The sequence below is a fragment of the Paenibacillus polymyxa M1 genome, from assembly GCF_000237325.1.
GTDB classification, from domain to species: domain Bacteria; phylum Bacillota; class Bacilli; order Paenibacillales; family Paenibacillaceae; genus Paenibacillus; species Paenibacillus polymyxa_C.
Genome location: NC_017542.1, coordinates 1,960,543 through 1,984,477, shown reverse-complemented (window position 1 = coordinate 1,984,477; position 23,935 = coordinate 1,960,543). Strand labels below are relative to the sequence as shown.

Below are 23,935 nucleotides of genomic sequence, written 5' to 3'. Positions count from 1 at the left end.
TTCAAATTGGACAATGTCTTTTATAAAAGATTATAATAGATTTCGGCAACGATAACCAATGCCAAAAACCAAAGGAGGCTATTACATATGGCACAAGAACGTACAGGAGTTGCTACTTTTAAAGGCAATCCTTTGACTCTCATAGGTCCTGAACTGAAAATTGGAGATCAGGCGCCTGATTTCAAATTACAGAAAGACTTATTGGAAGCAGCTACGCTTCAAGACTTTGCAGGTAAAGTCAAACTGATTAGCGTTGTCCCTTCTCTAGATACAGGCGTGTGTGACGCACAGACTCGACGTTTCAACCAGGAAGCAGATTCCTTGGGGGACCAAGTTGTGGTCCTGACGGTTAGCGTGGATCTGCCTTTCGCCCAAGCTCGTTGGTGCGGTGCGGCTGGTATCGATCGCGTATTGACACTGTCCGACTATAAGGATCATTCCTTTGGTGAAGCTTATGGTGTATTCATTAAGGAATTCCATTTGGATCATAGAGCTATTTTTGTCATTGATCAAAATGACAAAATCGCTTACGTAGAATACTTGAGCGAGATGGCCGAGCATCCTGACTATGACCAGGCGATCGCAGCCGTAAAAAAACTCGTCTAAATCAAGATCGAATATTAAAAAAGCGAGTGAAGGATGGCCTTCCTCGCTTTTTTGATGTTTGTCTACCACATCACTACTCCCATACAACCTGCTATTACTGTACAACCTTATAAGCGGACAGCTTCTTGTCGATCATAGCGAACAGTTGCAAAATAATGCGGTAATTCGCACCCAAGTCTCCTAACGATCCGCGTGAAGCAGAATAAATATCCACCGCACTTCGAACTGGCGAGACAGATAAAATTGAAACGGTAATGTCGACGGTTCTGCCGAACGCCGTTCGCTTCTCCAACGTAATCTCACCTACGGATGATACCTCATGGAGTACCTTGTAGCCAGGAATCTTTTTCATGATAGATGATACTTCTTCCCAAGCCTTGTCTCTCGATAAGTTATAATAGCGTGTCTTCATTTGGGGGTCCTTGACCCGGTCGCTTGTACCTTCTTGGCTGCGCACAATCCCTACCAGAGTCCTCTTCAACGACAAGACATTTCCTCCTTCACGATAATCGCTACCTAATCATACGACACATCGGCTTCCTCTGCTGCAAGCGCTTTATAAAATACGATAAACAACCGAAAATGAGTCCGATCATGCCTTTGGTATGCGACCTTAGTACCTCATGTCTTAGTTTAACATTGTTGCATACAAAAAACACCCTGTTTCTGCATAAGCAGTACCAGAGTGTGTTCATTACATTATGGAGTACCCGCCGATGCCGTCCGACCAAAGCGTCTTCTGAACCTGCTTTAGCAGGTGGGTGACCGCAGAATAAACTTTTGAAGTCCCCTTGTCAGCAATTGACAGGGCTTTTCAGCTATTCATTCGTATAGATCTCCCTAGACATTGTCATTGGTTCAAAACAACAAATGACCGTAACGTGCATCGCAGGATGTGACCTTATTATAGCGCTTCTCACTCAAAAAGTAAATGCTAGGAGAAATATGTTTTATTTTTAGAGGTTATCACTTTTTTTGTCTTCCATGCTTGCCTTTTCCTCGTCTTTCTGTTTCATCTTCTCCATTTGATCCTGCATTTTGAGGAAGGTTCCGTAAAAATTAAAAAAAGCGAACCAGGCAACTACACTGCCGATGAAAAATAAGAAAAGCACGGGATATTTAACTCCAATGTATATAACAACGGCGCTGCCGAGCATGGTGGAAAATACACGGAATGGTCGAATCAGCGTCAATAAAACTGCATTCTTAATAATTTGTCCGGTAGACATATGATAGTGAACTACCATCGAAAAGAAGTTAAACATAGACACAAGCAAAATAATAATGAGGATCAGCATGATGACGCCCACGATTTGCAAGTTGCTGAGCTGTGTCATATATACAGTGTAATCCACATACATAACGACAAACAATAGCGTGTAAAAGATACCCCCAATCAGACTCTGCTTATAGTTCTCTTTATATCCTTTAAAGAAGGTACGAAACACGCCTGTATCGGTATCGCCCATCACCCATTTGCGAACCACTGCGAACAAAGCCGATGTTGCTGGAAATAAAGTAAGCGGTGCCAAAATCGCCATCGCCCAGTTCATTTGTAACGATTCATTCGCCAGATTCTGATTCATAACAAGTAATTTCAGTATGAGGCAGAATACAAAAGGCGATGAACATAACACCCACAACAAATTGCTAGCCGCCAGCCGGGTAATCCACTCGGTTAGGCGGTAAATCCCCCCCATAGCTCCTTTAAATTCCAATGTTAGTCTCTCCCTCCGCAAGCCTTGGCAGTTCCAAGACTTATGTTGCTATGCCTGTTAATTCCGGCTCTTGACTATATCATACCGTATTTCAGCCCAAAAGCGCCAGTGAAATCCATACGTGGTCCATTAAAGCTGATCCCATAAATTTCATACATACTGATCAAAAAAAGCCGAAGCTAACATTAGCTTCGACTTTTTATTCATTTATTTCTTATTATTCAGAAGAGGAATCTTCACGTCTTGCAGGACGGCGAGTTTCGCCATTGCTGCTCGGGCGTGGTTTGCGATCTCCACTATAGCGGCTTCCGGAATCACGGTTGTAGCCACCGCCTTCTTTGCCACGGTTGTAACCACCGTAGCCACCTTTACTGCCGCTACCGCCACGGTTGGAATTATACCCACCGTTGCTGCGTCCACTATAGTTGGAAGGCTTGCGTCCGCCAGAACGCACGTCAGGTTTACGACGTTTTGCACGGATCGGATCTTCTGGAGTCAACTCAATAGATGCCTCTCTCTTCTCACCAGTCATCAGCTTCAGAGCTGCGGAGAGGAGTTGAACAGAGTCATATTGCTCCAGCATTTGAATAGCCAAACCTTTGTACTCGTTCAGCTCGCCTTTTTCTACAACTTCTAGAAGACGTTCTGCGATGATACGTTGTTTGCCTTCCAGAGCTTCTGCCAACGTTGGAAGAGGCTTACGTGGAATGCGGTGACGAGTTACACGTTCAATGAAGTGCAAATGGTCAATTTCACGAGGCGTTACGAATGACCAAGCTTCCCCTTCTTTACCTGCACGTCCAGTACGTCCGATACGGTGAACATAGCTCTCCGGATCTTGCGGGAGGTCAAAGTTCACAACGTGAGTTACGCCGGAAACGTCCAAACCACGGGCAGCAACGTCAGTCGCTACGAGCACGTCAATACTTCCGTCACGGAATTTACGCATAACAGCATCACGCTGATTTTGAGACAAGTCACCATGCAAACCATCTGCGGAATAACCACGTTTTTGCAGAGCTTCAGCCAGCTCGTCTACCCGGCGCTTAGTGCGACCGAATACGATAGCAAGTTCTGGGGATTCCATATCGATCAAACGGCTTAATGCTTCGAATTTTTGACGCTCAGGAACTTCAATATAGGCCTGATCAATCAGCGGAGCGCTAACTTGTTTAGGAATAACGGATACATGCTCAGGATCTTTAAGGAATTGCTCAGCCAATCTTTTAATGTTAGGAGGCATTGTAGCCGAGAACAGCATCGTTTGACGCTCGTCCGGAACCTGCTTCAGAATGGACTGAATATCTTCCATGAAGCCCATATCCAGCATTTCATCTGCTTCATCCAAAACAACGGTGTTTACGTCTTCTAGCTTAATGGTTTTACGATTAATGTGATCGAGCAAACGTCCTGGTGTACCAATAATAATTTGAGGTTTCTTTTTCAAAGCGCGAATCTGGCGTACGATATCTTGTCCACCATAGATCGGCAAAGTGCGAAGACCTTTAAAGCGGGAGAGTTTTTCGATTTCTTCAGCCACTTGAATAGCAAGCTCACGTGTTGGAGCCATAATCAGGGCTCTGATTTTTTCATCGTTTTTAGAAATTTTATTGATCATCGGAATACCAAACGCAGCAGTTTTACCAGTACCTGTTTGGGCTTGACCAATCATGTCTTTCCCTTGCAATGCAATCGGGATGGATTTGGATTGAATAGGTGTTGCTTCTTCGAACCCCAGCTCCGTAATCGCCTGAATTACCTTCGGTTCAAGATCAAATTCTGCAAATGTCGTCAAATTTATTCAAACTCCTTCATAATGGTGGATGTGGTGGACAATCCACAATGTTGTCTGTATTCTTAAGTAGCGATATTATTGTATAAGTTTTCCCCAATACAGTGATAGTTTATTTAACTCTATAACTGCATCTTTTTGTAATGAATTCGGGGAACCCTATCCGATACATCTTAAACGAATTTACCCTTTTTAAAACAGTTTAAATTTTAAGTGTTTCTCTGGACATAGGTCCCTACTCAAGAATATCCACATCGCATTATAGCACAGAACAATTCATGAATACCAGTAAGTTGCTTTCTGTATAATTAAAATGAGGTGAAAAAAAGTTGTTAAAAAAAGTGTTAAACTGCTTAACTGTTATTCTTGGAGCCGCTGCCATAGCATGCGGTTTTAATCTGTTTCTCGTCCCACATCACTTGCTGAGCGGGGGAGTAGCCGGACTTTCCATGCTAATTGGCTATTTCACAAAATTCGATATCAGCACCATGTATTTTATCATCAATATCCCGATGCTTATTGCAGGCTGGTTTATTTTAGGCAAACGTTTTATTAGTCTGAGCATTCTGTCGGTTATCGTTACCACGTGGATTTTGGCTTGGGTACCTGTACATTCTGTTGTGTCTGATCCCCTGCTGGCCTCTGTCTTTGGAGGGGTCATGGTAGGCATTGGAGCGGGAATTTCTTTTCGGGTAGGAGGGTCTACAGGCGGTTTTGACATTATCGGTTCTATCGTTACCACTTATCGGGACTTCCCCGTCGGAACTGTACTTGTGGGCATGAATGGACTAGTCATTCTCGCAGCAGGATATTTGAACGATGACTGGAATATTGCACTCGCTTCCATGTTATCCATTTTTGTGACTGGTAAAGTGTTGGATCAAATCTATGTAAGTCATACGAAGATCACCGTTTACATCATTACAGAGCACACTGACAAGCTACTCAGCCGAATGTTAACAACGCCACGAGGTGTCAGCAAAATAAAAATTGAAGGTGCATTTTCACATACTGAAAAGGACATGCTGATGACTGTTACGACACGCTACGAGCTTGTTGAATTAAAACGTATCATTAAGGAAGTAGACCCTTCTGCTTTTGTCAATATTGTGGAAACGGTTGGAGTAATGGGTTCATTTCGCCGAAGATAAGCACAAACCCAAGTGTCAAAATGAAGCTTTTGTGGTACACTATATGTGCGCTGTTCCCATAGTATATAAAGACCAGCTTTACCTGCTATTTCACAGGCACTTTGCTTTTCCGAATCGTATTGAATGATTCTTTTGGAATGATTCCGAGCAGGAAAGGGTGATTTTTGTGGAAATGGAAACGGTAAAACTGTCCGACATTGTCTTAAGATGGTACCCGGAAATGCTCCCTTCTCTCAAAAAGAATGAGCTAAACTCGATGATTGTGCTTCGAGACGGGTTGTCCATACTCAAGCCAACGGATGCGCTTGAAATTATTCAGTACAGTATTTGTGAGCACCAAGACAATAACTATCTTCAATAAATCTTTTTTGCCAAATGCCGCTTCTTCCGGTTGTATCCACAACCGTGAAGAGAGCGGCATTATTTATGCCTATTTACGGATTCATCGAGCGATAGTTAGGTTAATCATGTAAGACTATGCCTGATGATGCCAGTATTGGTTACAAGCGTGTTGTTTTTTCTATCCATAACTTTACGTATAATCAGGTAAGCGCCATACATAAGGGAGAGAGTTAGGAAATGAATATGATTTGGGCAATTATGCTATTCGCAATGGGAATAGGCGGAAATGGGGACTCGTCAGCCAACGCTCCAAATGTAAAAGAAACGGTGGCAACGACAATCGGCAGCGCCATGATCCAGGCACAACACAGTAATTTAAAGGTAGATGCCTCCAATCCGCCGGTTAAAATTGACCCACAGCCGACCACGCCAGCGATTAAAGGCATCTATGTCACAGCCTATAGCGCAGGCGGTTCACGTATGACCCAGCTACTCGAATTGCTGGACAAGACAGAGCTCAATTCCATGGTTATCGATATTAAGGACGATGCAGGTTACATCACGTATCCAACGACCAACCCCGAGCTTCTGAAATTGGGCAAGCCACAAAAATTCATTAAGGATATTTTCGGCTTGATGGACCGTTTGAAAAAACATAATGTTTATCCGATTGCTCGTATTGTTGTATTTAAAGATACGGTACTGGCCAACAAAAATCCTGAGATGTCCTTCCGCAATGCTGACGACTCTGTTTGGAAAAACGGCAAGGGAGATGGGTTCGTCAATCCCTATAATAAAGAAGTATGGGATTATAATATCGCCATTGCCAAGGAAGCAGCAAAACTTGGTTTTAAGGAAATCCAATTTGACTATGTACGTTTCCCTGAGGGCTTTGAAAAAAGAGCAGACAAACTGAAATATACCAAATCAGACCAATCCCGCTCGGATACGGTCGCTGAATTCGTACAATATGCCCGCAAAGAGCTTGCTCCACTAGGTGTGAGGGTATCGGTAGATATTTTCGGATATGCCGCATCCGTTCCTGCTGCCGAGGGAATCGGGCAGGATTTCACTAAAATCTCTGAAAATGTGGATGTCATTTCACCAATGGTTTATCCAAGTCACTACACAACAGGCTGGTTCGGTGTAAAGGACCCCGATAAAAACCCCTACCAGACGATCAAAGGCTCCATGGCCGATACGCACAAAAAACTCAATCCTACAGGCAAGCTAAAGCCAATTATTCGCCCTTGGATTCAGGATTTTACCGCAAGTTGGTTAGGAAGCGGACATTATGCCAAATATGGGAAAACACAAGTCGAGGACCAAATTCGCGCGCTTAAGGACATGAAGGTGGACGAATATTTACTCTGGAATGCCACTAACCGTTATACAAGCGGAGTAACTTATAAATAATTATTTCTCTGGACTTCTTTTTGTATAAGAATTTTAGAACTTATATCAAATATATCGAAGACTGCCCCGTTGTTTGACGAACGGATGCAGTCTTTTTTATTGCTGTTCAATTGTTGTAGTATCCCTTACAATAAAATTTACATGTTATGATATATACAAATAATAAACCCAAGTAAATGAGGAAAACAAAAATGCAATTGACTCTAACAATGGGTCAGAAATGGAAGCAGCTTTTTTACATTTTGCTTCCTATTCTGATTACCCAGCTTGCACTATCTGCCATGACTTTTTTTGATACGAATATGTCGGGGCACTTTTCCCCTGCTGATCTGGCTGGAGTAGCTATCGGAGTAAGCCTGTGGGTTCCTGTACAAACAGGCCTTAATGGGATACTTATGGCTATTACCCCTATTGTATCGCAATTGCTAGGAGCACAGCGTAAAGATAAGGTCTCCTACTATGTCATTCAGGCTCTTTGGCTATCTCTCGCCCTATCCATCGTCGTCTTGATAGCCGGGATCATTTTGGTAAAGCCTATATTAAACAGTATGAATCTGGAATTGAGAGTTCATAATGTGGCTCTGTACTACCTTTGTGCGATGGCCTTCGGTGTTGTTCCTCTATTTGCCTATACCGTGCTTCGCAGCTTTATGGATGCATTGGGACAAACCCGTTTTACGATGTTAATCACACTCATGTCATTGCCCATCAATGTTTTATTGAACTATCTACTTATTTATGGTAACTGGGGTTTTCCACGTTTGGGGGGTGTAGGCTCCGGGGTAGCAACAGCTACTACCTACTGGATTATTATGCTGGTCGCTGGTATTACTGCTCATCGGGGAAAAATATTTGCCGAATACCGAATCTTTAGCAAAATATACGGGATTGCGGCTAGTGCTCTGAAAGAGCTTATCAAGATCGGGGTACCTATTGGATTTGCTATATTTTTTGAGACTGCCGTCTTTTCAGCTGTCACGCTCTTCATGAGCAGCTATAACACGGCTACCATAGCAGCTCATCAGGCTGCCATGAACTTTGCATCTACGCTGTATATGATTCCACTCAGTATTTGCATGGCACTTACGATTCTGGTCGGCTATGAAACAGGAGCTGCCCGTCCACGAGATGCCAAAACTTATAGTGTAATGGGCATTAGCAGCGCAGTAGGTCTATCATTGATTACAGCTATTGTACTGCTCATCTGGGGTGAACAGGTCGCTCGGCTTTACTCTACCGACCTGCAGGTCATTCAATTAGCCCAGCATTTTTTAATCTATGCGATTTTCTTTCAGATCTCTGATGCTGTCGCTACACCAACACAAGGTGCACTACGTGGGTATAAAGATGTCAATCCGGCGTTTTTACTCACCTTCCTGTCCTATTGGGTTATTGGGCTTCCTGTAGGGTATATACTCGCACGCTGGACCACATGGGGGCCTTACGGCTATTGGATTGGCTTGATAACAGGCCTGGCCGTAGGTGCTATTTTACTTCTCTGGCGTTTGGTAAGAGTGCAGCATCGTTTTGCACAACAAAAACAACACGCAGAGACTAATTAGTCTTTGCGTGTCTCGATGACATATGCTGTACCAGCAGTTATTCGTTTTTTCTCTACGATAGCCACTTCCTTTAGCTCGGGGGGATATAAAAAGTGCCTCTCCACATGTTGATCAATTTCCTCAAATGCCTGTTCTTCATTCTCAGCAGCAAGAATGACGGTCAGAGCTCCTTCCGAGCTGTCCACTTCCATTTTGAATAAATACATGCATGATTACCTCCTGGCCCTATTCAATGCTAAAAAAATAGCGGATGACTCAGGTCATCCGCATAATTTTAATTTTTCCCCATATCAGAACCGATCTACTAAGCGTAAAGGTTCTTATTATTGGGACAAACGCAGAGCCAACTCATAAAGCTCCATGTTGAAATCTTTTTTGGTATTTACAACCTTGTCAATATCTGTAGCTACCAGCTTACCGTCGATCGTACCGCAAGCTTTGTCAGATACACCCTCAATCAATTGACGAACAGCAAAGTCCCCCAAACGGCTTGCGAGGTTACGGTCAAACGCAGTTGGTGTACCTCCACGTTGAATGTGTCCAAGCACTGTAACACGAGGCTCATAATCCGGACAATTTTCTTGGATTACTTTTGCTACTGTTTCGCCTTTGCCTACACCCTCAGCAACGATAATGATACTGTGGCGTTTGCCATGTTTGAAGTTTTGTTTCATCCGATCGGATACTTCATTCAGATCAAATTCCACCTCAGGTACCAAGATCGTTTCTGCACCGGAAGCCAGACCTGCATGGAGAGCAATATCGCCACAATGACGTCCCATAACTTCCACAATGGAAGAACGTTCATGGGAAGACATCGTATCACGCAGCTTGTTGATTGCGTCCACTACAATACTAACCGCCGTATCAAAACCAATAGTGTAGTCTGTGAAGGAAATATCATTGTCAATCGTTCCTGGAAGACACATGGTTTTAATGCCTTGCTTGGTCAGCTTGTTAGCTCCTTGGTAAGAACCGTCGCCACCAATTACGACTACGCCGTCAATTCCACGATTACGCAAAATTTCAGCGCCACGTTTCTGGCCTTCTTCAGTCGTAAATTCCAGGCATCTTGCAGATTGAAGTACAGTACCCCCACGTTGGATAATATCTCCGACGCTTCTCAGGTCCATTGGAAAAATATCGTCGTTCAAAAGACCTTGATATCCGCGTTGGATCCCGAATACTTCGAGTCCGAAATACAATCCGCTACGCACAACGGCGCGAACTGCCGCGTTCATCCCTTGTGAATCTCCACCACTTGTTAATACTGCAATTTTCTTAACTGCTGTCATGATTTATGACCTCCTCAAAATAATCATATAAGCCTTCTTATCCATCGACTGTTTAATAAGAAAAACAAACGCATGAGCGGACTATTTTTCATTAAACGTCTCGAAACAGCGCGAACATCCTGCTGCTCACTAACTTTAGGGTCGGATAAATATAAAGCCAGCAATCCCTCGATAATCATCCGGTGAAAGGAGCTGGCAGGGACATCTGCAATATCAGCCCGCGCCCGATTCACAACGTAGGCGATCCGGTCCAGCATCATGTCGGCATCTTCATAATAATTGCAAAAGTTAAGATCTCCGCCCTTCCGGTCTTCGTCTTGATCGATTAGATAATCCAGCAAAATATGAAGACTGCACACATGTGGAAAATACGATGCATGTATTGAGGCAGCCCCCGCATCTGTGAGATGCCGGTCGCTGGCAGCAAGAAACAGCATAAAGACCCCCAGGGTTGAGCCAGTAGCCGCAGCAAACTCGTTCCAGCGCAGCTCGGGTGTACGGTCCTTATGAATCGACCACCAGTCCAAAAGCGCTTGTTCCCGCAGCTCGGGTTTAATATGCTTGTATACTTGCAAATCCGTGTATAATCGCGCCAAATCCTGAACGTAAGGCATTGCCGCCTCATAGCCCGGAAGCCTGCTTACACAAGACTGACAGGTTGTCACCAGCCCGGTCAAATAACCGCCATCCTCCTGCTCACGACGCAACTCATAATAATTCACTGGCCTAGCCGCCGGATTAACCGCATCCAGCATAGACTGATGCAGCAACCTAAAATCATCCGGGTCCATCGACGTACTGCGATCACACAGGTTGTCCAGATAATCGCTAATCGTCTGGTACGCCACAATCAACGGAATTAGCGTCTGCCGGTCAGACATATTGGCTGCAGCATAAACCGCTCCCCCCACGCAGTGAAACGTCTTCTCTGCTATGCTCGCAAGCGCCTGGCTTCTCAGCTCAGGGTCCGGAATCTGTTCGGCCTTGCTCTTCCAGTTACTCAATTCTTGTTTCGTTTCAGGGAGAATGTGCTTGTACATTCGGCTCATTAGACCTATGGGGCCTCTCGGTACTTGATAACGTCCTTGCTCAACATAACTCAAATGACGGTGCCTCCACATTGTTGTCTACGTAATTATACCTATCCAAACCATATTCATTATAATATGATCGACCTTTTAGCACAAATGAACAACCTCACTTTTTTCTTTCATTTTCAAGAAAAATGAGTTCTTCTCACAAAAACGCTTTGTACCTGTGCTACTGAATCAATCAAAAATCGGAGTTTAACAAGATTCACCTTTATAAGACTTTAATCGCAAATAGTAGAAATGTCCTACCTAGCCCTTGTCCTCTGCCAACTTCATGCCTTGGTTGCCCTCTCCCATGCTAGCCTGCTTCCATTTCCCGAAAAGGTAGTAGAAAATAACTGCAACGGCGGAGATCGTAAAACCAACAGGAAAGCTCCACCATACAGCATCTAGACCATACTTATCGACAAATGCATAGGCCAAAGGTATACGAATGCCCCATAATGAAATAATGGTAATTAAAAGCGGTACCATTACAGAGCCTGTAGATCGAACAACGCCTGTAATGACATTGGTAATACCGAATATAACAAAAGACCACAACGTGATCAGATTAATCTGCATACCCAGTTCCAATGCCCCTCCCGTAGAAGGGAGAAACATCAGCAAGGCTTGACGGTTAAACACGTAAATGAGTACCACAGCCCCACCAGTCAATACAAAATTATATACAATCCCAATCCAGGTTGTCCTGCGTACTCGATCCCAGCGTCCGGCTCCGATATTTTGAGCGGCGAAGGAAGATACTGCTGCACCTAATGCCATGGCCGGCATCTGCACATAGCTGGACAAATTGTTAGCTGCTGTATAGGCTGCCGCTGCGACTGTCCCGTAACCGTTGATCAGATTCATTAAAGCAATCGCACTGGTAGAGACAGCAATCATTTGTAGTCCCATCGGAACTCCCTTACGAATAAGAGTCCAAATAATCTTCCAATCAAATCGAAGTAAGTGAAGCTCTGAAGATGTAATGCGCAGAAAATATTTTACACGATATAGGTAAATGAGAATCAACACAAAGCTGATCCCTTGAGCAATCAGGGTAGCTGCGGCAGAGCCTCCGATGCCCATAGCAGGAATCGGTCCCCATCCAAATATGAGTAGTGGGTTAAGTAATACATCCAGTACGACGGAAACGAGCAGAAAATAAAATGGTGTTTTGGAATCTCCCGCCCCTCTCATTACGGTCATGATGTAGTTATAGCCGTACAAAAAGGGCATACCCGCGAAAATAATGCGTGTATAGGTGATCGCCATATCGACTGATTCGGCAGGCGTATTGAGCACATGAAGAATCCAAGGTGAGCCCAAAAAACCAATAATACCTATAGCAAAAGCGAGCACCAGGAAAAAGACAGCGCTTGTACCTACTACACGCTTCGTTTCCGCTATGTCACCCGCTCCGATATTTTGTCCGATCAGAATAGTGGCCGCCATAGTGACCCCAAAAATCGAGCTGATCAGAAAGAACATTATAATATTTCCGTTCGAAGCGGCAGTCAACGCAGCTTCTCCCAGAAACTTTCCAACCCAGATTGAATTAATCGTTCCATTCAAGGATTGCAGAATATTTCCGAACAGCATCGGCAAAGAGAACATAAACAGTGTTTTGGCAATGGGGCCTTCAATCAGGGAAGGATTACGATTAGCCTCTGCTGCACTCATTTTCTCAACTCCTTTCAACTTACAATAACTCATATTTAGTTTTATTACGTATAATACCCTATTCGAGCTCAATCTTCTCATTTCACAAACGTTTTTACGCAAAAAAGCGCAGCTCCTTAAATGTAAGGAACTGCGCTCTCAATTCATCGTTTAACCGTAATATATAAGACATCCGTAAAAACGGAACATTTCTTACAATTCAGTTACACTTACAGTTTGATTACGTTAGCTGCTTGTGGTCCACGGTTGCCTTCAGTAATTTCGAATTCAACCTCTTGACCTTCTTCCAAAGTTTTAAAACCGTCGCCTTGGATTGCGGAGAAGTGTACAAATACATCCTCGCCACCCTCAACTTGAATGAAGCCATAACCTTTTTCTGCGTTAAACCATTTAACTGTACCTTTCAAGTGAACAACCTCCTAAAAATACCGCCATCTATGGCGAATATCCATATTATACTTCATGCTTTTTCACATTGCAATTGGTGTTTTTCCGGGTTTTATGGTCTGGAATGATTTGCTTTTGCGGCGGAAACTGCGGTATCATGAACCAAAACATCTATAAAATCGGAGACATGCATATGATGAAAAAACACGAAATATACAAAAAAGACAAGTGGAATATGATGACTGTCGAGGTGCAGGGCCGTTACATCGTTTTGCGGGAAATATCTGATGATTGGGGCGAGGAAGCCCACACGTTTTTGAGCCGTCCTGCGCTTATGCATTGGGCTGAAAATCGTTTTCCCAAGCAATCCTTTCAAGATAATGAGGAAGAGTGGCAGCGGATCATGAACGCTTTCAAACAGGTGTAGCCTATACATGGTGTCCAACAGCTATCTCATCTTCATTATTCTGGCCTTCACGCTGGGCGGAGTGCTGATCATGAAGCGTGAAACGATACCGGCTCCTCTCAAAAAGTGGATGGCCCTCACTGCCGTAATCATGATTTGCCTTGCCTTTTATCTTATTGTATACAGCTTATTAAATATAGGTTCCAACCCACAGTAAGGAAAATTATACTTTCAGGGGCAAAAGGTCATACTATGGTATAACAAGCCATGGTATAAGGAGGATATGCCGTTACATGCATCCTGTAAAACCTCTTGCCCTGCTGCTTACAGTAAGTGTGGCGGTTTCCTCGTTTTGGCATCCGCCCCTTACCGCCGCAGCCCTATCCCACATTACGTTCGATCAGAGGAGGCTCTCCATGAGTGAAATTGTAAAACGCGCTGATGCGCCAGTGGAAAATACATGGAAACTGGAAGACCTGTTCCCCAACCGCAAGGCATGGGATCAAGAATACGAAGAAGTCAAACAATTGGCCAAAAAGGCTGCTCAATTTCAAGGCAAGCTCAACTCAGCCGAAGCGATTGGCAACTGCTTCAAACTCGAAGATGAGCTGTCGCTCAAAACTGAGCGTGTATATGTGTATGCCCATCTTCATCATGATGAAGATACGGCTGAACCTACATATCAAGGTCTTTCGCAAAAAGCTAAAAAGCTAGGCGTTGAAGTCAGCGAGTCCCTATCATTCGTCACACCTGAAATTTTGGCGCTGCCAGATTCTCAGCTTGATGCCTTCATTGAAGATCCGAAGCTTTCGGATTATAAGTTCACACTTCAAGAAATGAAGCGGGAAAAAGCACATGTTTTGGGCAAAACAGAAGAAGCGCTGCTCGCTCAGGTTGGCAATCTGGCTCAAGCCCCGCAAACGATTTTTGGGATGCTCAATAACGCGGATCTGAAGTTTCCGAAAATCAAGGATGAGCATGGCAAAGAGGTCGAGCTGACTCATGGCAGCTACATTCAATTTCTCGAAAGTCCACACCGCGAAGTACGTGAACGTGCTTTTAAAGCGGTATATGACACATATGCCAAAAATAAAAATACGATTGCTTCTACATTGAGTGCCAATGTGAACAAAAATATTTTTTATTCTCGTGTTCGCAAATACCCTTCCGTACTGGAAATGTCACTATACGGCGACAATATTCCGAAGGAAGTGTATACGAATCTTATTGATACGATTCATGAAAGCTTGCCCCTGCTTCACCGTTATATCAAGCTGCGTAAAAAGCTGCTAGGTGTGGATGAGCTACATATGTATGATTTATTTGCTCCGCTTGTGGACGAATATAAGATGGATATTACGTATGAGGACGCCAAAAAGCAAACCAAAGAAGGCCTTAAGCCTCTGGGCGAGGACTATCTGGCTTCATTGCAAAAAGGCTATGATGAGCGCTGGATTGATGTATATGAAAATGAAAATAAACGTACAGGCGCCTATAGCTGGGGAGCTTATGGCACCCACCCTTATGTGCTTCTGAACCATAAAGATAACCTGAACAGCATGTTCACGCTTGCACATGAAATGGGGCATGCGCTGCATTCGTACTATTCAGACAACGCATTGAAGTACCGGGATGCACAGTATACTATTTTTCTGGCTGAAGTGGCTTCCACTACTAATGAAGCCTTGCTGATGGATTACTTACTGAACAAATCTACCGATCCAAAAGAGAAAATGTATCTCCTCACCTATTATGCGGACCAATTCCGTACAACGGTATTCCGTCAAACGATGTTTGCGGAATTCGAGAAGATTGTACATGAGCGTGCTGAACAGGGAGAATCCCTTACACCGCAGCTTTTGTCGGAGATTTACTATGATCTGAATGTGAAATATCACGGACCTGGCATGAAGGTAGACAAAGACATAGAAATGGAATGGGCACGAATCCCTCATTTTTATAACAGCTTTTACGTCTACAAATATGCTACCGGCTTCTCGGCAGCAACCAGTTTCTCGAAACAGATTCTGGAAGAAGGCCAGCCAGCCGTTGACCGTTACTTAGGCTTCCTAAAGAGCGGTGGCAGTGATTATTCAATTAATATTTTGAAGAAAGCTGGCGTTGACATGTCCTCACCGCAGCCGATTCGCGAAGCAATGAGCGTATTTGAGGAAGTCATTACGGAAATGGAAAAACTAACTGAAGGAAAGTAAAACCGTGCACACTTAGAATCCCGCATTAAAAAGATGCACGGATAAATCCCTTGTCCATGGCGGACAAGGGATTTTATAATGTAACGGAAGGGGGTGGCATTTTGAAAACACAATGGTCTTTGATCGCAGCACTTGTTATAGCTTTGTTAACAGCTGTTTTTGCTGTTATTAATGTCAATTCGGTTCAAGTGAACCTTCTGTTTAGTAGGGTTAGCATCCCTTTGATTCTGCTTATTCTCGGTTGCACTCTTTTAGGTGGACTTATTGTCGGTTCTTTCGGTATCTTTCGCCAATATAGGCTTCAGAGAGAGATTAAACGTCTGACTAATCAGCTTCATACACTACAAGAAGAGCACACATCGGCAGTCGAAGCATATGCGAATGTGTCCAGTGACACGACTGGTTCTTCCAGCACGGTGTCTACATCCGACCCAGGTATAGAGCAATCGTCCTCTAACCCTGATCGGTTGTCCAAATGAGGAGGAGCAACAAATGACAATTCAATTAAATGAAAACTATATCATGAGCCTTTTAAATCAGCTTTTGAACACGCCTAGTCCCAGTGGATATACACATCATGTGATGGAGCTGATTCGTAAGGAAGCCGAAAAGCTAGGAGTACCCCTCGAATGGAATGCAAAAGGCGGTGCTATCCTGACTCTGGAAGGTCAAGCAACGGACCGTACAGTGGCGCTTAGCGCGCATGTGGATACATTGGGCGCAATGGTACGTTCGATTACAGCGCATGGTACCCTACGCCTGACATCTGTGGGCGGCTTCATGATGAACAGCATTGAGAACGAATACTGTCTTATTCATACCAGAAGCGGACAAACCTATACGGGCACTATTCTATCCAGCCACCCATCCGTGCACGTCTATGATGATGCACGAAGCTTTGAGCGTAAGGAGAGCCATATGGAGGTACGGATTGACGAGCTTGTCGAGTCGAAAGAAGACGTGCTTCAGCTCGGTATCTCGGTGGGCGATTTTATTTCGTTCGATGCGCGCCCAGTCGTAACTCCCAGTGGCTTTATCAAGTCGCGGCACTTGGATGATAAAGCCAGCGTAGCGGCACTGTTTGGTTTATTAGAATCATCTGTACATGGAGGCTGGAAGCCTCGACATACTGTTAAATTGCTCATTTCCAACTATGAAGAAGTGGGGCACGGAGCGGCTTACATACCCGAAGGAATCAGTGAGATGATTGCTGTCGACATGGGCTGCATAGGTGAAGATCTGAGCTGCAAGGAAACGGACGTTTCCATCTGTGCCAAAGACTCCTCAGGTCCTTATGACTACAACATGACAACCCGTCTGATTGAGCTGGCTAAGGAACTGAATATTCCGTATGCGGTAGATATTTATCCACACTATGGCTCAGACGCTTCGGCTGCGCTTAAAGCAGGCAATAACATTCGTGCTGCACTGATCGGACCTGGCGTACACGCCTCTCACGCAATGGAACGCACGCATAAGCAGGCCGTAGTGAACACTGCCCGTCTGCTCGCGGCTTATGTAACAGCTTAACCATTTTATGCTGCATGGAAAACAGGTGCACATACTTCTATTTCTACAAAAAAGCAAGCCTCCATCTAAATGGAGACTTGCTTTTATTTTTAAGATTTACTTTGTTCAATTTGCTCGGCTAGCTCATTCAAATAGGTCCAGCGTTCCATTTGGTACTCTAGATGCTGTTCGGCCTTCGCTTGCTCAGCCATGAGCTCCTGCAACCGTGTCGAATCGCTGAAAGATTCCTCCATCTGTCGCTGAATATCAGCCAATTTCTGTTCGGCTTGTTCAATCAGCTCATCAATCTGCTCATATTCCCGCTGTTCCTTAAAGGTAAATTTAAGCTTGGGTTTACTTGTCCCCTTGACTGAATCGGAAGAACCCGCAGACTTAGGCGTAGAAGAACGATTCGAGGAAGCCGTCCCCGTCGAGTCAGACGTATTTGCAGAAGATTGAGCATTTTTACTGATCCATTCTGCATACTCGCTATAGTCGCCTACATGTACACGTACTTGCCCATTCCCTTCGAAAGCCAGTATTTTATCCACGGTCCGATCCAGGAAATAACGATCATGAGAAACGATAAAAACTACGCCCGGGAATTCATCCAGATAGTCTTCCAAAACGGAAAGAGTCTGAATATCAAGATCATTTGTCGGTTCATCCAACAATAGTACATTCGGTGCGGACATAAGGACACGCAGCAGATACAAACGACGTTTTTCTCCCCCCGATAAACGAGAAATAACCGTCCATTGCGCGCTTGGTGCAAACAGAAACCGTTCCAACATCTGCGCAGCTGTAATCGTCGAACCGTCTGCCGTACGAATCACTTCGGCTTCTTCCTTAATATATTCAATGACACGCAAGGATTCGTCCATTTCCTGATGTTCTTGAGTAAAATAACCAAGCTTCACAGTCGGCCCCAGTACAACACTGCCGGAATCTGGTTCTACACGCTGAGCAATCATTTGGAGCAGAGTGGATTTTCCACTACCGTTAGGTCCCAGGATGCCCACACGATCACCAGGAACCGCAATGTAACTCAAATCCTGAATCAGCTTGCGGGAATCTACCGATTTGGACAGCTCCTCGATCTCCAATATCTTTTTACCCAGACGTGTGGAGGCAACGGACATATCTACAGATCCAGAACGAGCTTCCGGTTGCTGATCCCTGAGCTGCTCATATCGGTCAATACGCGCTTTCTGCTTGGTCGAACGTGCCTTTGCTCCTCGGCGAATCCAGGCCAGCTCATTACGCAGCAGGTTCTTCCTTTTTTGTTCCGATGACGCTTCCCGCTCCTCGCGTTCTGCCTTCAGCTCCAGAAAACGGGTATAGTTAGCCTCATAACGGAAAAGGCGACCATGATCCAGCTCTAACATGACATTAGCAACTCTATCCAGAAAATAACGATCATGCGTGATCATTAATAACGCACCGCGTCTTTTTTGCAAATATTGCTCCAACCATGCAACGGAATCATTATCAATATGGTTGGTAGGCTCGTCCAGAATGAGCAGCTCACAGGGTTGGATCAAAGCCGCAGCCAAAGCAACCCGTTTACGCTGACCACCGGAGAGAACGCCCATTCGAGACTCAAACTGGGTGATCCCCAGTCGGGTAAGTATATTTTTCGCCTCGCTCTCCAGCTGCCATGCTTGGAACGTATCCATTTGCTGGCTTGCTCGCAGCAGGCGGTTTTGGAGCTCCTCGCTACCCGGATTCAACTCCAGTAACTCCATGGTTTCCGTATATTCACGCACTGCTTTCATTTCAGGCTGATTGCCATGAAAAATATGCTGGAGTACCTTCATTTCAGGATCAAACTCCGGATTTTGTGCCAGATACTGAATTCGCACATCGTTGTTCACTGCAATATTACCCTCATCTGGCGGCTCTAAGCCGGAAATCACACGTAAAAACGTTGACTTTCCAGTGCCATTTACACCAACAACCCCTATTTTGTCACGCTCATCCATACCGAAGGAAACATCTTCGAACAACATTTTCTCGCCGTAGCTTTTTGTTATATGTTCAACGGTCATAATATTCATTACAGATTCCCTACTCTTCCCCAATTTTGTGATGCATCTTGTCTATTTTAACACAGACACAGCCAATGATTAAAAAAAACCGTTAGCTGAACAATGCCAGTACGGTTTTCAAAGACAACATGTCAGGATTTTTGTACTCCGGCTTCACAGCCATGCATAAATAAATTAGCTGCCAATGCAGCCGTCTGATCCACGTCACATTCACGGAAATCTTGATTCAACAAAATATCCATTTTTAGGCGTTCCATCATACCAATGAATGCCTTCGCATGAAATTCGGGCTGCAATACACCCTCTGACGCCAGTTTATTTTTGACCAGATTGGTATAGTCCTGAATAAATCCCCGTATAAACTCTATGAGATCGGGATCACTATTCGGAGTCATAAAAAATAATTTAGTATGCTGCTTGCGTTTGTAATAGTAGTGGAGATGCAAACTCGCCATTCGCAGCAATCCCTCTCCCAAAGTACGATTGACTAATGCGTCTTGCATTTCGGCTAGGTATTGTTCGCAATCTCTACGTGTGACTGCTATAAATAGCTGCTCTTTACTTTTAAAGTACAAGTATACCGTGCCTTTAGCAACACCTGCTTGTTCTGCAATTTCGGAAATTTTGCTTTCATAAAAGCCTTTGGTGCCAAAGACAGTGTAAGCAGCGTTCAAAATAGCTTCATATTTATCTCCGTGCATTTCACCCATCTTTGCACCTCCTGAAACCATGATTGAAGCACGCAGTTATTCCCTAGAGCGATCTCCAGCCCCATGTTCAGAGTATAAAGAAAATGCCTGCAAGCGCGACCAATCCTCCGAAAATAGAGCTAATACTATTCACCCGATCATTGCTCATCCAATGCCAGCCTCGTATATAAACTGTCGTTTGTCCACAATGTGTGTCTACTTCTACTTCCCGCTTGCAAACTGGGCAGGAGCGCATCAATTGCACCGTAGCACCAAGATAAGAATCAGCAAAAGCTCCGGCACTGCCGGATATTCCCCCAATCAGTGCCCACAGCCATAACGGCAATTCCGGCATTCCTACGGCGTGTCCAAAGCCCCATGCGCCAATACCGATCAGTATGCCACCAGCCAAGGCCGCAGCCGTTCCTAATACAGATACTCCTCCTGAGGTTCCGGGTGCCAGCACCTTCCCGGTAAGCACCGAACGAGGCGGCTTACGACTCAGGCTTCCAAATTCCGTTGCCCACGTATCGGAGGTGACCGTAGCCATAACACCGACAAATGCCAGTTGCCAGGCAACATGAGGCCATATCGCATAACCTAGGCATAGCAGCATACCTAATCCCCCATTAGCCCATACTTGCCCTGCATCCCGATTGCCTGTTTTGGCATACGATTTTTCGAGCTCAGCCTTGCGTTCCTTTTTGAACCTCGATAATAGGGTGGAGGTGATAAAGAATAAGAGCAATGTACCAAACCAAAACAGGTTGCCCGCCCCATAATACACAGTTCCCATCAGTACAGCCGCAGCAAAGCCGGATAAGGTTAAAGATTTTTTATAAAATGCAGCCCCCGCTACCACAGCAGCGGAAAGCAATCCGATAATCCAGTCCATGATATACCCCCGCATTTGAGATGAATCTCTGTTTTTCGCTTGTAGTTCTGTATATCATTGTACAATGCTGTACGCTTATATAAAAGCCGTGCTCCATGCTTTCGCACAGGACACGGCCTTCACAAGACTTTTTTAAGTATCTTTATTATTGCCACTGTAGATTTAGCCGATGGTGAAGCTTCCCTGATGCTCACTCCCCCAGTAAAGCTCAAAGTGGTCCCCGCTCGTTGTAGGCCCTACACCCGCCGGAGTGCCAGTAAAAATAATATCTCCCTTACCTAGTCCATATTGAGTTGCTATATATTCAACGATGTGCTGGATGGAAAAGATCATGTCCTTGACATGCCCACGCTGCACCTCTTGTCCATTTTTGAATAAGGAAAAATCCTGCTGCTCCAGCACGTCCAAGCTCTCCAAAGGCAAGAACGGTGTCACAGGTGCAGACGATTTAAAGCCTTTGGCAGCAGTCCACGGGTGGCCTTTTTTCTTGAGCGTACTTTGTACATCACGCAGGGTAAAATCAATGCCAAATGCAAAAGCGTTCAGACACGCATCTGCGGTCATGCCTGGTTCGTAGTTACGGCCTACAGCGACAACCAGTTCAGTCTCAAAATGAATATCTCCCTTACCTTGAGGAAGCTCCAGCGCAGCACCATCCAGCGGCACAACCGCATGAGATGGCTTCAAGAAAATCATTGGTTCTGTGGGAACCTCATTCCCCAGTTCCTCCGCATGCAACTTATAATTGCGTCCGACACAATAAACATTACGAATTTCTACGTTCATTACGATCCGTCACCCTTCCGCGTATGTAGTCCAATTGATTAACGAATAAGTTTACGTATATAGTGCCACATCCGGGACTTAGAAAGCAAAAAAACCTGCTCCCAGCGATCCGGCCAATTAGTGCAAATCATCAATTCAGGATGTAATGAGGACAATCTCCGCATGATACGCCGGTCATCCACCGTCCACGCCATGACCGTAATACCCCTTCCGATCAGATCTTTCAAGAGCTTTCGGTCTATCCGTGGATAGCCAATAGATAAAAAAGAACATTGCAGATTTTCTAATTGCTTTGCCAAATCGTCTGGACGGGCATCGATAATCAGTCCAGTACGGATTTCGGGTGCCAGTTCTTTTGCTCGGCGCAATGCCGCACGCTCAAAAGAGGTCAAGACCACCTCAGCCTCCATCCCCCTCATTATAATTTCACGTAGGACGGCTTTCTCTAGTCCGGGATACATATCACCAGCAGTTTTGAGCTCAATATTGAGCGACACACGCCCCTGGCACAAGTCAAGCACTTGGGCGAGGGAAGGAATAGGTTCCCCGTAATATTGTGCATTTTTCCAGCTACCTGCATCAAGTCGTTGCAATTGTTTCCAGTCTGCATCTTTCACTCGTCCCGTACCGTTCGTCGTTCGCTCCAGCGTAAAATCATGAAAGACCACAGGAACACCGTCCTTTGACAGCTGTACATCCAGTTCAATCCAGTGCACAAAAGGCTGTTCCAGCGCAAGCTTAAAGGCTGCTATCGTGTTCTCGGGAGCAATTCCCGAGAAACCGCGGTGAGCCACGCACAAATGATCCATCTCGTTATGACCTCCATTCACAAAGGAGTCGTTCATACAATCGTTCCGTCCATGTCTATATTGACAATTTCTTTCTTACTGCTACTGAGCGCTTACCGTACCATCTACACCTATCGAGACATTACTTGGTGACAGTGTCGCTACTTTCTGCAAAATTTTGCTGGCCTCCACATCTTTCAATGGGATCGGTTGACCCAGCTCCGCCCGGTAAGGGGTCAGCTTCATCTTACAGTCCCCGTTTCGGGTACAGGTGGCCTGAAATATCGCTGTATCCCAAGTGGCTGGCACCGTTGATTTAGAAAAAATAAAATTGCCTGTGCTGTATGCAATCCATTTGCCTTTATATTGCTCCATCCCTTGCAGCACATGAGGATGCCCGCCAATGACCAGATCGGCCCCAGCATCAATAAAAGCGTGAGATAACTCCGTTTGATGAGGTTCAAGTGTAGTTGCCCGCTCCTTGCCCCAATGGGCAACCACAATCACCAAATCAGCCTGATTTCGTGCCTCACGAATAGACTTTACGATAGCGGTCGAATCATAAGCCCCTGCTACACCGGGCTGTTTGGCACTCGCATTCCAGTTGGCTTCAGGCATGACACGTGTAGCCCCCAACAACGCAATTTTAATCCCGTTACGTTCAAAATAATGCGGTGCATACGCTTCTTTAGCATTGCGTCCAGCTCCAGCATGGGCTATACCCTTTTCATCCAAATATTTCAGGGTATCCAGTAATCCACTTGTCCCCTGATCCAAAATATGATTGTTGGCCAAATTTACAGCATCGACCCCTGCCGCTGCCATTGCAGTTAGCGCCTTGGGCGAAGATTTATACACATACGTTTTATTTAACGCACCGACGCCATTAGTAGTCACTGGTGTTTCCAGATTGGCAATCGTCAGATCGTCTTTATGAAACAAACTTCCGAGATATTGGTATGGATAATCAAATCCGTTCTGCTCCAACCGCTGCTCAACTTTACCAGAGAACTGCACATCCCCTATGAAGTGAAGGATAACTGCTGGAGAATTCCCATCGTCCGTGTTTGATTTTATGACATCCTTCGTTCCCCTCTTCTCGGTGGGTGCATCATCGTTGTTTACATCCTTATTTGGCGAATCCTCCTGTGCTTGCCCGTCTTTCTCCGAAGATAATTTTGCTCCTGAAGAGCTGGCTTCGGAGGCATTGGTGTCGGGCGTTGTTACGGGACGACTGCTTGTGTCTGGAACAGTAGAGTCCTTCGTTTCATTAACATCTTCACTTCCTGAGGGAGTAGAATTCTCATCATTAGCAGACCCCGTTTGGATGTTCTTTTCAGTTTGCGAATACTTGGCGTTTTCCGCAAGAGAACCACTACTATCGTGTTCAAATATGTAATAATAACCGAAAAGTCCTACAATCATGAACAGCAAGACCAGATTCGTAATGATCCATGCCTTTCCTATTTTTGGTTTTCTCGCTCTCTTTCGACCTTCATTTCTCTGTGACCTGGGAGGGTACATTCTTCACTCCTTCTATGCTATTCCATATACATGCATTCCTTATTAGCTG

24 protein-coding genes and 1 other RNA gene are annotated in these 23,935 nt (G+C 44.9%); 10 read left to right on the top strand and 15 right to left on the bottom strand.

Annotated features, from left to right (window positions below; all coding sequences use genetic code 11):
* Window positions 1-87: 87 nt before the first annotated feature.
* Window positions 88-606, top strand: coding sequence for a thiol peroxidase (tpx, locus tag PPM_RS08995; RefSeq protein WP_013370495.1), 519 nt, complete (start codon window positions 88-90; stop codon window positions 604-606).
* Window positions 607-700: 94 nt separating this feature from the next.
* Here tpx and PPM_RS08990 read toward each other — a convergent pair whose 3' ends face one another.
* The 4 genes from PPM_RS08990 to PPM_RS08980 all read right to left on the bottom strand — a co-directional run bounded on the left by PPM_RS08990 (window position 701) and on the right by PPM_RS08980 (window position 4,119).
* Window positions 701-1,093 carry a DUF1499 domain-containing protein gene (locus PPM_RS08990; protein WP_013370494.1) on the bottom strand — a complete coding sequence of 131 codons (393 nt, stop codon included), beginning with the start codon at window positions 1,091-1,093 and terminating at the stop codon, window positions 701-703.
* A gap of 216 nt (window positions 1,094-1,309) precedes the next feature.
* Window positions 1,310-1,504, bottom strand: a non-coding RNA gene (ssrS, locus tag PPM_RS28185) — 6S RNA.
* Between the two features lie 58 nt (window positions 1,505-1,562).
* Window positions 1,563-2,324, bottom strand: coding sequence for a YesL family protein (locus PPM_RS08985; protein WP_013370493.1), 762 nt, complete (start codon window positions 2,322-2,324; stop codon window positions 1,563-1,565).
* Between the two features lie 217 nt (window positions 2,325-2,541).
* Window positions 2,542-4,119, bottom strand: coding sequence for a DEAD/DEAH box helicase (locus tag PPM_RS08980; RefSeq protein WP_013370492.1), 1,578 nt, complete (start codon window positions 4,117-4,119; stop codon window positions 2,542-2,544).
* Between the two features lie 326 nt (window positions 4,120-4,445).
* Here PPM_RS08980 and PPM_RS08975 point away from each other — a divergent pair, with 326 nt between their 5' ends.
* The 4 genes from PPM_RS08975 (at window position 4,446) to PPM_RS08960 (ending at window position 8,587) form a co-directional block, all read left to right on the top strand.
* Window positions 4,446-5,267, top strand: a complete 822-nt coding sequence (locus PPM_RS08975) for a YitT family protein (RefSeq protein ID WP_013370491.1) — start codon at window positions 4,446-4,448, stop codon at window positions 5,265-5,267.
* Window positions 5,268-5,439: 172 nt separating this feature from the next.
* The gene (locus PPM_RS08970) at window positions 5,440-5,628 is read left to right on the top strand and encodes a hypothetical protein (RefSeq protein ID WP_014599634.1); all 189 of its coding nucleotides are present in this window, start codon (window positions 5,440-5,442) and stop codon (window positions 5,626-5,628) included.
* Between the two features lie 218 nt (window positions 5,629-5,846).
* Window positions 5,847-7,025 (top strand): putative glycoside hydrolase, encoded by a 1,179-nt coding sequence (locus tag PPM_RS08965; RefSeq protein ID WP_013370489.1) that lies wholly within the window; start codon window positions 5,847-5,849, stop codon window positions 7,023-7,025.
* Between the two features lie 191 nt (window positions 7,026-7,216).
* Window positions 7,217-8,587 carry an MATE family efflux transporter gene (locus PPM_RS08960; protein ID WP_013370488.1) on the top strand — a complete coding sequence of 457 codons (1,371 nt, stop codon included), beginning with the start codon at window positions 7,217-7,219 and terminating at the stop codon, window positions 8,585-8,587.
* Here the strand turns inward: PPM_RS08960 and PPM_RS08955 are convergent.
* From PPM_RS08955 to PPM_RS08935, 5 genes are all read right to left on the bottom strand, one after another.
* Window positions 8,584-8,793, bottom strand: coding sequence for a DUF3906 family protein (locus PPM_RS08955; RefSeq protein ID WP_013370487.1), 210 nt, complete (start codon window positions 8,791-8,793; stop codon window positions 8,584-8,586). The genes PPM_RS08960 and PPM_RS08955 overlap by 4 nt on opposite strands.
* Window positions 8,794-8,910: 117 nt before the next feature.
* Entirely contained in the window at window positions 8,911-9,882 is a 972-nt protein-coding gene (pfkA, locus tag PPM_RS08950; protein ID WP_013370486.1) for a 6-phosphofructokinase, read from the bottom strand.
* Between the two features lie 23 nt (window positions 9,883-9,905).
* Window positions 9,906-10,985 (bottom strand): tetraprenyl-beta-curcumene synthase family protein, encoded by a 1,080-nt coding sequence (locus PPM_RS08945; RefSeq protein WP_014599633.1) that lies wholly within the window; start codon window positions 10,983-10,985, stop codon window positions 9,906-9,908.
* A gap of 237 nt (window positions 10,986-11,222) precedes the next feature.
* Window positions 11,223-12,638 (bottom strand): MATE family efflux transporter, encoded by a 1,416-nt coding sequence (locus PPM_RS08940; RefSeq protein ID WP_013370484.1) that lies wholly within the window; start codon window positions 12,636-12,638, stop codon window positions 11,223-11,225.
* Between the two features lie 209 nt (window positions 12,639-12,847).
* On the bottom strand, window positions 12,848-13,045 hold the full coding sequence (locus PPM_RS08935) for a cold shock domain-containing protein (RefSeq protein ID WP_013370483.1): 198 nt from the start codon (window positions 13,043-13,045) through the stop codon (window positions 12,848-12,850).
* 173 nt (window positions 13,046-13,218) lie between these two features.
* Between PPM_RS08935 and PPM_RS08930 the strand changes: the two genes are divergently transcribed.
* The 5 genes from PPM_RS08930 (at window position 13,219) to PPM_RS08910 (ending at window position 17,174) form a co-directional block, all read left to right on the top strand.
* The gene (locus tag PPM_RS08930; protein ID WP_014599632.1) at window positions 13,219-13,452 is read left to right on the top strand and encodes a hypothetical protein; all 234 of its coding nucleotides are present in this window, start codon (window positions 13,219-13,221) and stop codon (window positions 13,450-13,452) included.
* A gap of 7 nt (window positions 13,453-13,459) precedes the next feature.
* Window positions 13,460-13,648 carry a hypothetical protein gene (locus PPM_RS08925; RefSeq protein ID WP_013370481.1) on the top strand — a complete coding sequence of 63 codons (189 nt, stop codon included), beginning with the start codon at window positions 13,460-13,462 and terminating at the stop codon, window positions 13,646-13,648.
* Window positions 13,649-13,847: 199 nt separating this feature from the next.
* Window positions 13,848-15,644: an oligoendopeptidase F gene (gene pepF, locus PPM_RS08920; protein WP_013370480.1), complete on the top strand. Its 1,797-nt coding sequence runs from the start codon at window positions 13,848-13,850 to the stop codon at window positions 15,642-15,644.
* A 56-nt stretch (window positions 15,645-15,700) separates the two neighbouring features.
* The gene (locus PPM_RS08915) at window positions 15,701-16,123 is read left to right on the top strand and encodes a LapA family protein (protein ID WP_013370479.1); all 423 of its coding nucleotides are present in this window, start codon (window positions 15,701-15,703) and stop codon (window positions 16,121-16,123) included.
* A gap of 13 nt (window positions 16,124-16,136) precedes the next feature.
* Window positions 16,137-17,174 carry a M42 family metallopeptidase gene (locus PPM_RS08910; protein ID WP_013370478.1) on the top strand — a complete coding sequence of 346 codons (1,038 nt, stop codon included), beginning with the start codon at window positions 16,137-16,139 and terminating at the stop codon, window positions 17,172-17,174.
* An 89-nt stretch (window positions 17,175-17,263) separates the two neighbouring features.
* Here the strand turns inward: PPM_RS08910 and PPM_RS08905 are convergent, their stop codons facing one another.
* The 6 genes from PPM_RS08905 to PPM_RS08880 form a co-directional block, all read right to left on the bottom strand.
* The gene (locus tag PPM_RS08905; protein WP_013370477.1) at window positions 17,264-19,213 is read right to left on the bottom strand and encodes an ABC-F family ATP-binding cassette domain-containing protein; all 1,950 of its coding nucleotides are present in this window, start codon (window positions 19,211-19,213) and stop codon (window positions 17,264-17,266) included.
* Between the two features lie 122 nt (window positions 19,214-19,335).
* On the bottom strand, window positions 19,336-19,914 hold the full coding sequence (locus PPM_RS08900) for a TetR/AcrR family transcriptional regulator (protein ID WP_013370476.1): 579 nt from the start codon (window positions 19,912-19,914) through the stop codon (window positions 19,336-19,338).
* Window positions 19,915-19,981: 67 nt separating this feature from the next.
* A complete protein-coding gene (locus PPM_RS08895) occupies window positions 19,982-20,788 on the bottom strand; it encodes a DUF92 domain-containing protein (protein ID WP_013370475.1) in 807 nt (268 codons plus the stop codon).
* Window positions 20,789-20,950: 162 nt separating this feature from the next.
* A complete protein-coding gene (locus PPM_RS08890) occupies window positions 20,951-21,574 on the bottom strand; it encodes a fumarylacetoacetate hydrolase family protein (protein ID WP_013370474.1) in 624 nt (207 codons plus the stop codon).
* 38 nt (window positions 21,575-21,612) lie between these two features.
* Complete coding sequence (locus PPM_RS08885) at window positions 21,613-22,383, bottom strand: glycerophosphodiester phosphodiesterase (protein ID WP_014599630.1); 771 nt, start codon at window positions 22,381-22,383, stop codon at window positions 21,613-21,615.
* Between the two features lie 81 nt (window positions 22,384-22,464).
* On the bottom strand, window positions 22,465-23,886 hold the full coding sequence (locus PPM_RS08880) for a CapA family protein (protein ID WP_013370472.1): 1,422 nt from the start codon (window positions 23,884-23,886) through the stop codon (window positions 22,465-22,467).
* Window positions 23,887-23,935: the final 49 nt, after the last annotated feature.

What these genes read in the sequence shown, in the direction of transcription:
- tpx (WP_013370495.1), top strand. Translation starts at nt 88, where the DNA reads ATGGCACAAGAACGTACAGGAGTTGCTACTTTTAAAGGCAATCCTTTG.
- PPM_RS08970 (WP_014599634.1), top strand. Translation starts at nt 5,440, where the DNA reads ATGGAAACGGTAAAACTGTCCGACATTGTCTTAAGATGGTACCCGGAA.
- PPM_RS08965 (WP_013370489.1), top strand. Translation starts at nt 5,847, where the DNA reads ATGAATATGATTTGGGCAATTATGCTATTCGCAATGGGAATAGGCGGA.
- PPM_RS08960 (WP_013370488.1), top strand. Translation starts at nt 7,217, where the DNA reads ATGCAATTGACTCTAACAATGGGTCAGAAATGGAAGCAGCTTTTTTAC.
- PPM_RS08955 (WP_013370487.1), bottom strand. Translation starts at nt 8,793, where the DNA reads ATGTATTTATTCAAAATGGAAGTGGACAGCTCGGAAGGAGCTCTGACC.
- pfkA (WP_013370486.1), bottom strand. Translation starts at nt 9,882, where the DNA reads ATGACAGCAGTTAAGAAAATTGCAGTATTAACAAGTGGTGGAGATTCA.
- PPM_RS08940 (WP_013370484.1), bottom strand. Translation starts at nt 12,638, where the DNA reads ATGAGTGCAGCAGAGGCTAATCGTAATCCTTCCCTGATTGAAGGCCCC.
- PPM_RS08930 (WP_014599632.1), top strand. Translation starts at nt 13,219, where the DNA reads ATGATGAAAAAACACGAAATATACAAAAAAGACAAGTGGAATATGATG.
- PPM_RS08925 (WP_013370481.1), top strand. Translation starts at nt 13,460, where the DNA reads ATGGTGTCCAACAGCTATCTCATCTTCATTATTCTGGCCTTCACGCTG.
- pepF (WP_013370480.1), top strand. Translation starts at nt 13,848, where the DNA reads ATGAGTGAAATTGTAAAACGCGCTGATGCGCCAGTGGAAAATACATGG.
- PPM_RS08915 (WP_013370479.1), top strand. Translation starts at nt 15,701, where the DNA reads ATGGCGGACAAGGGATTTTATAATGTAACGGAAGGGGGTGGCATTTTG.
- PPM_RS08910 (WP_013370478.1), top strand. Translation starts at nt 16,137, where the DNA reads ATGACAATTCAATTAAATGAAAACTATATCATGAGCCTTTTAAATCAG.
- PPM_RS08905 (WP_013370477.1), bottom strand. Translation starts at nt 19,213, where the DNA reads ATGAATATTATGACCGTTGAACATATAACAAAAAGCTACGGCGAGAAA.
- PPM_RS08900 (WP_013370476.1), bottom strand. Translation starts at nt 19,914, where the DNA reads ATGGGTGAAATGCACGGAGATAAATATGAAGCTATTTTGAACGCTGCT.
- PPM_RS08895 (WP_013370475.1), bottom strand. Translation starts at nt 20,788, where the DNA reads ATGGACTGGATTATCGGATTGCTTTCCGCTGCTGTGGTAGCGGGGGCT.
- PPM_RS08890 (WP_013370474.1), bottom strand. Translation starts at nt 21,574, where the DNA reads ATGAACGTAGAAATTCGTAATGTTTATTGTGTCGGACGCAATTATAAG.
- PPM_RS08885 (WP_014599630.1), bottom strand. Translation starts at nt 22,383, where the DNA reads ATGGATCATTTGTGCGTGGCTCACCGCGGTTTCTCGGGAATTGCTCCC.
- PPM_RS08880 (WP_013370472.1), bottom strand. Translation starts at nt 23,886, where the DNA reads ATGTACCCTCCCAGGTCACAGAGAAATGAAGGTCGAAAGAGAGCGAGA.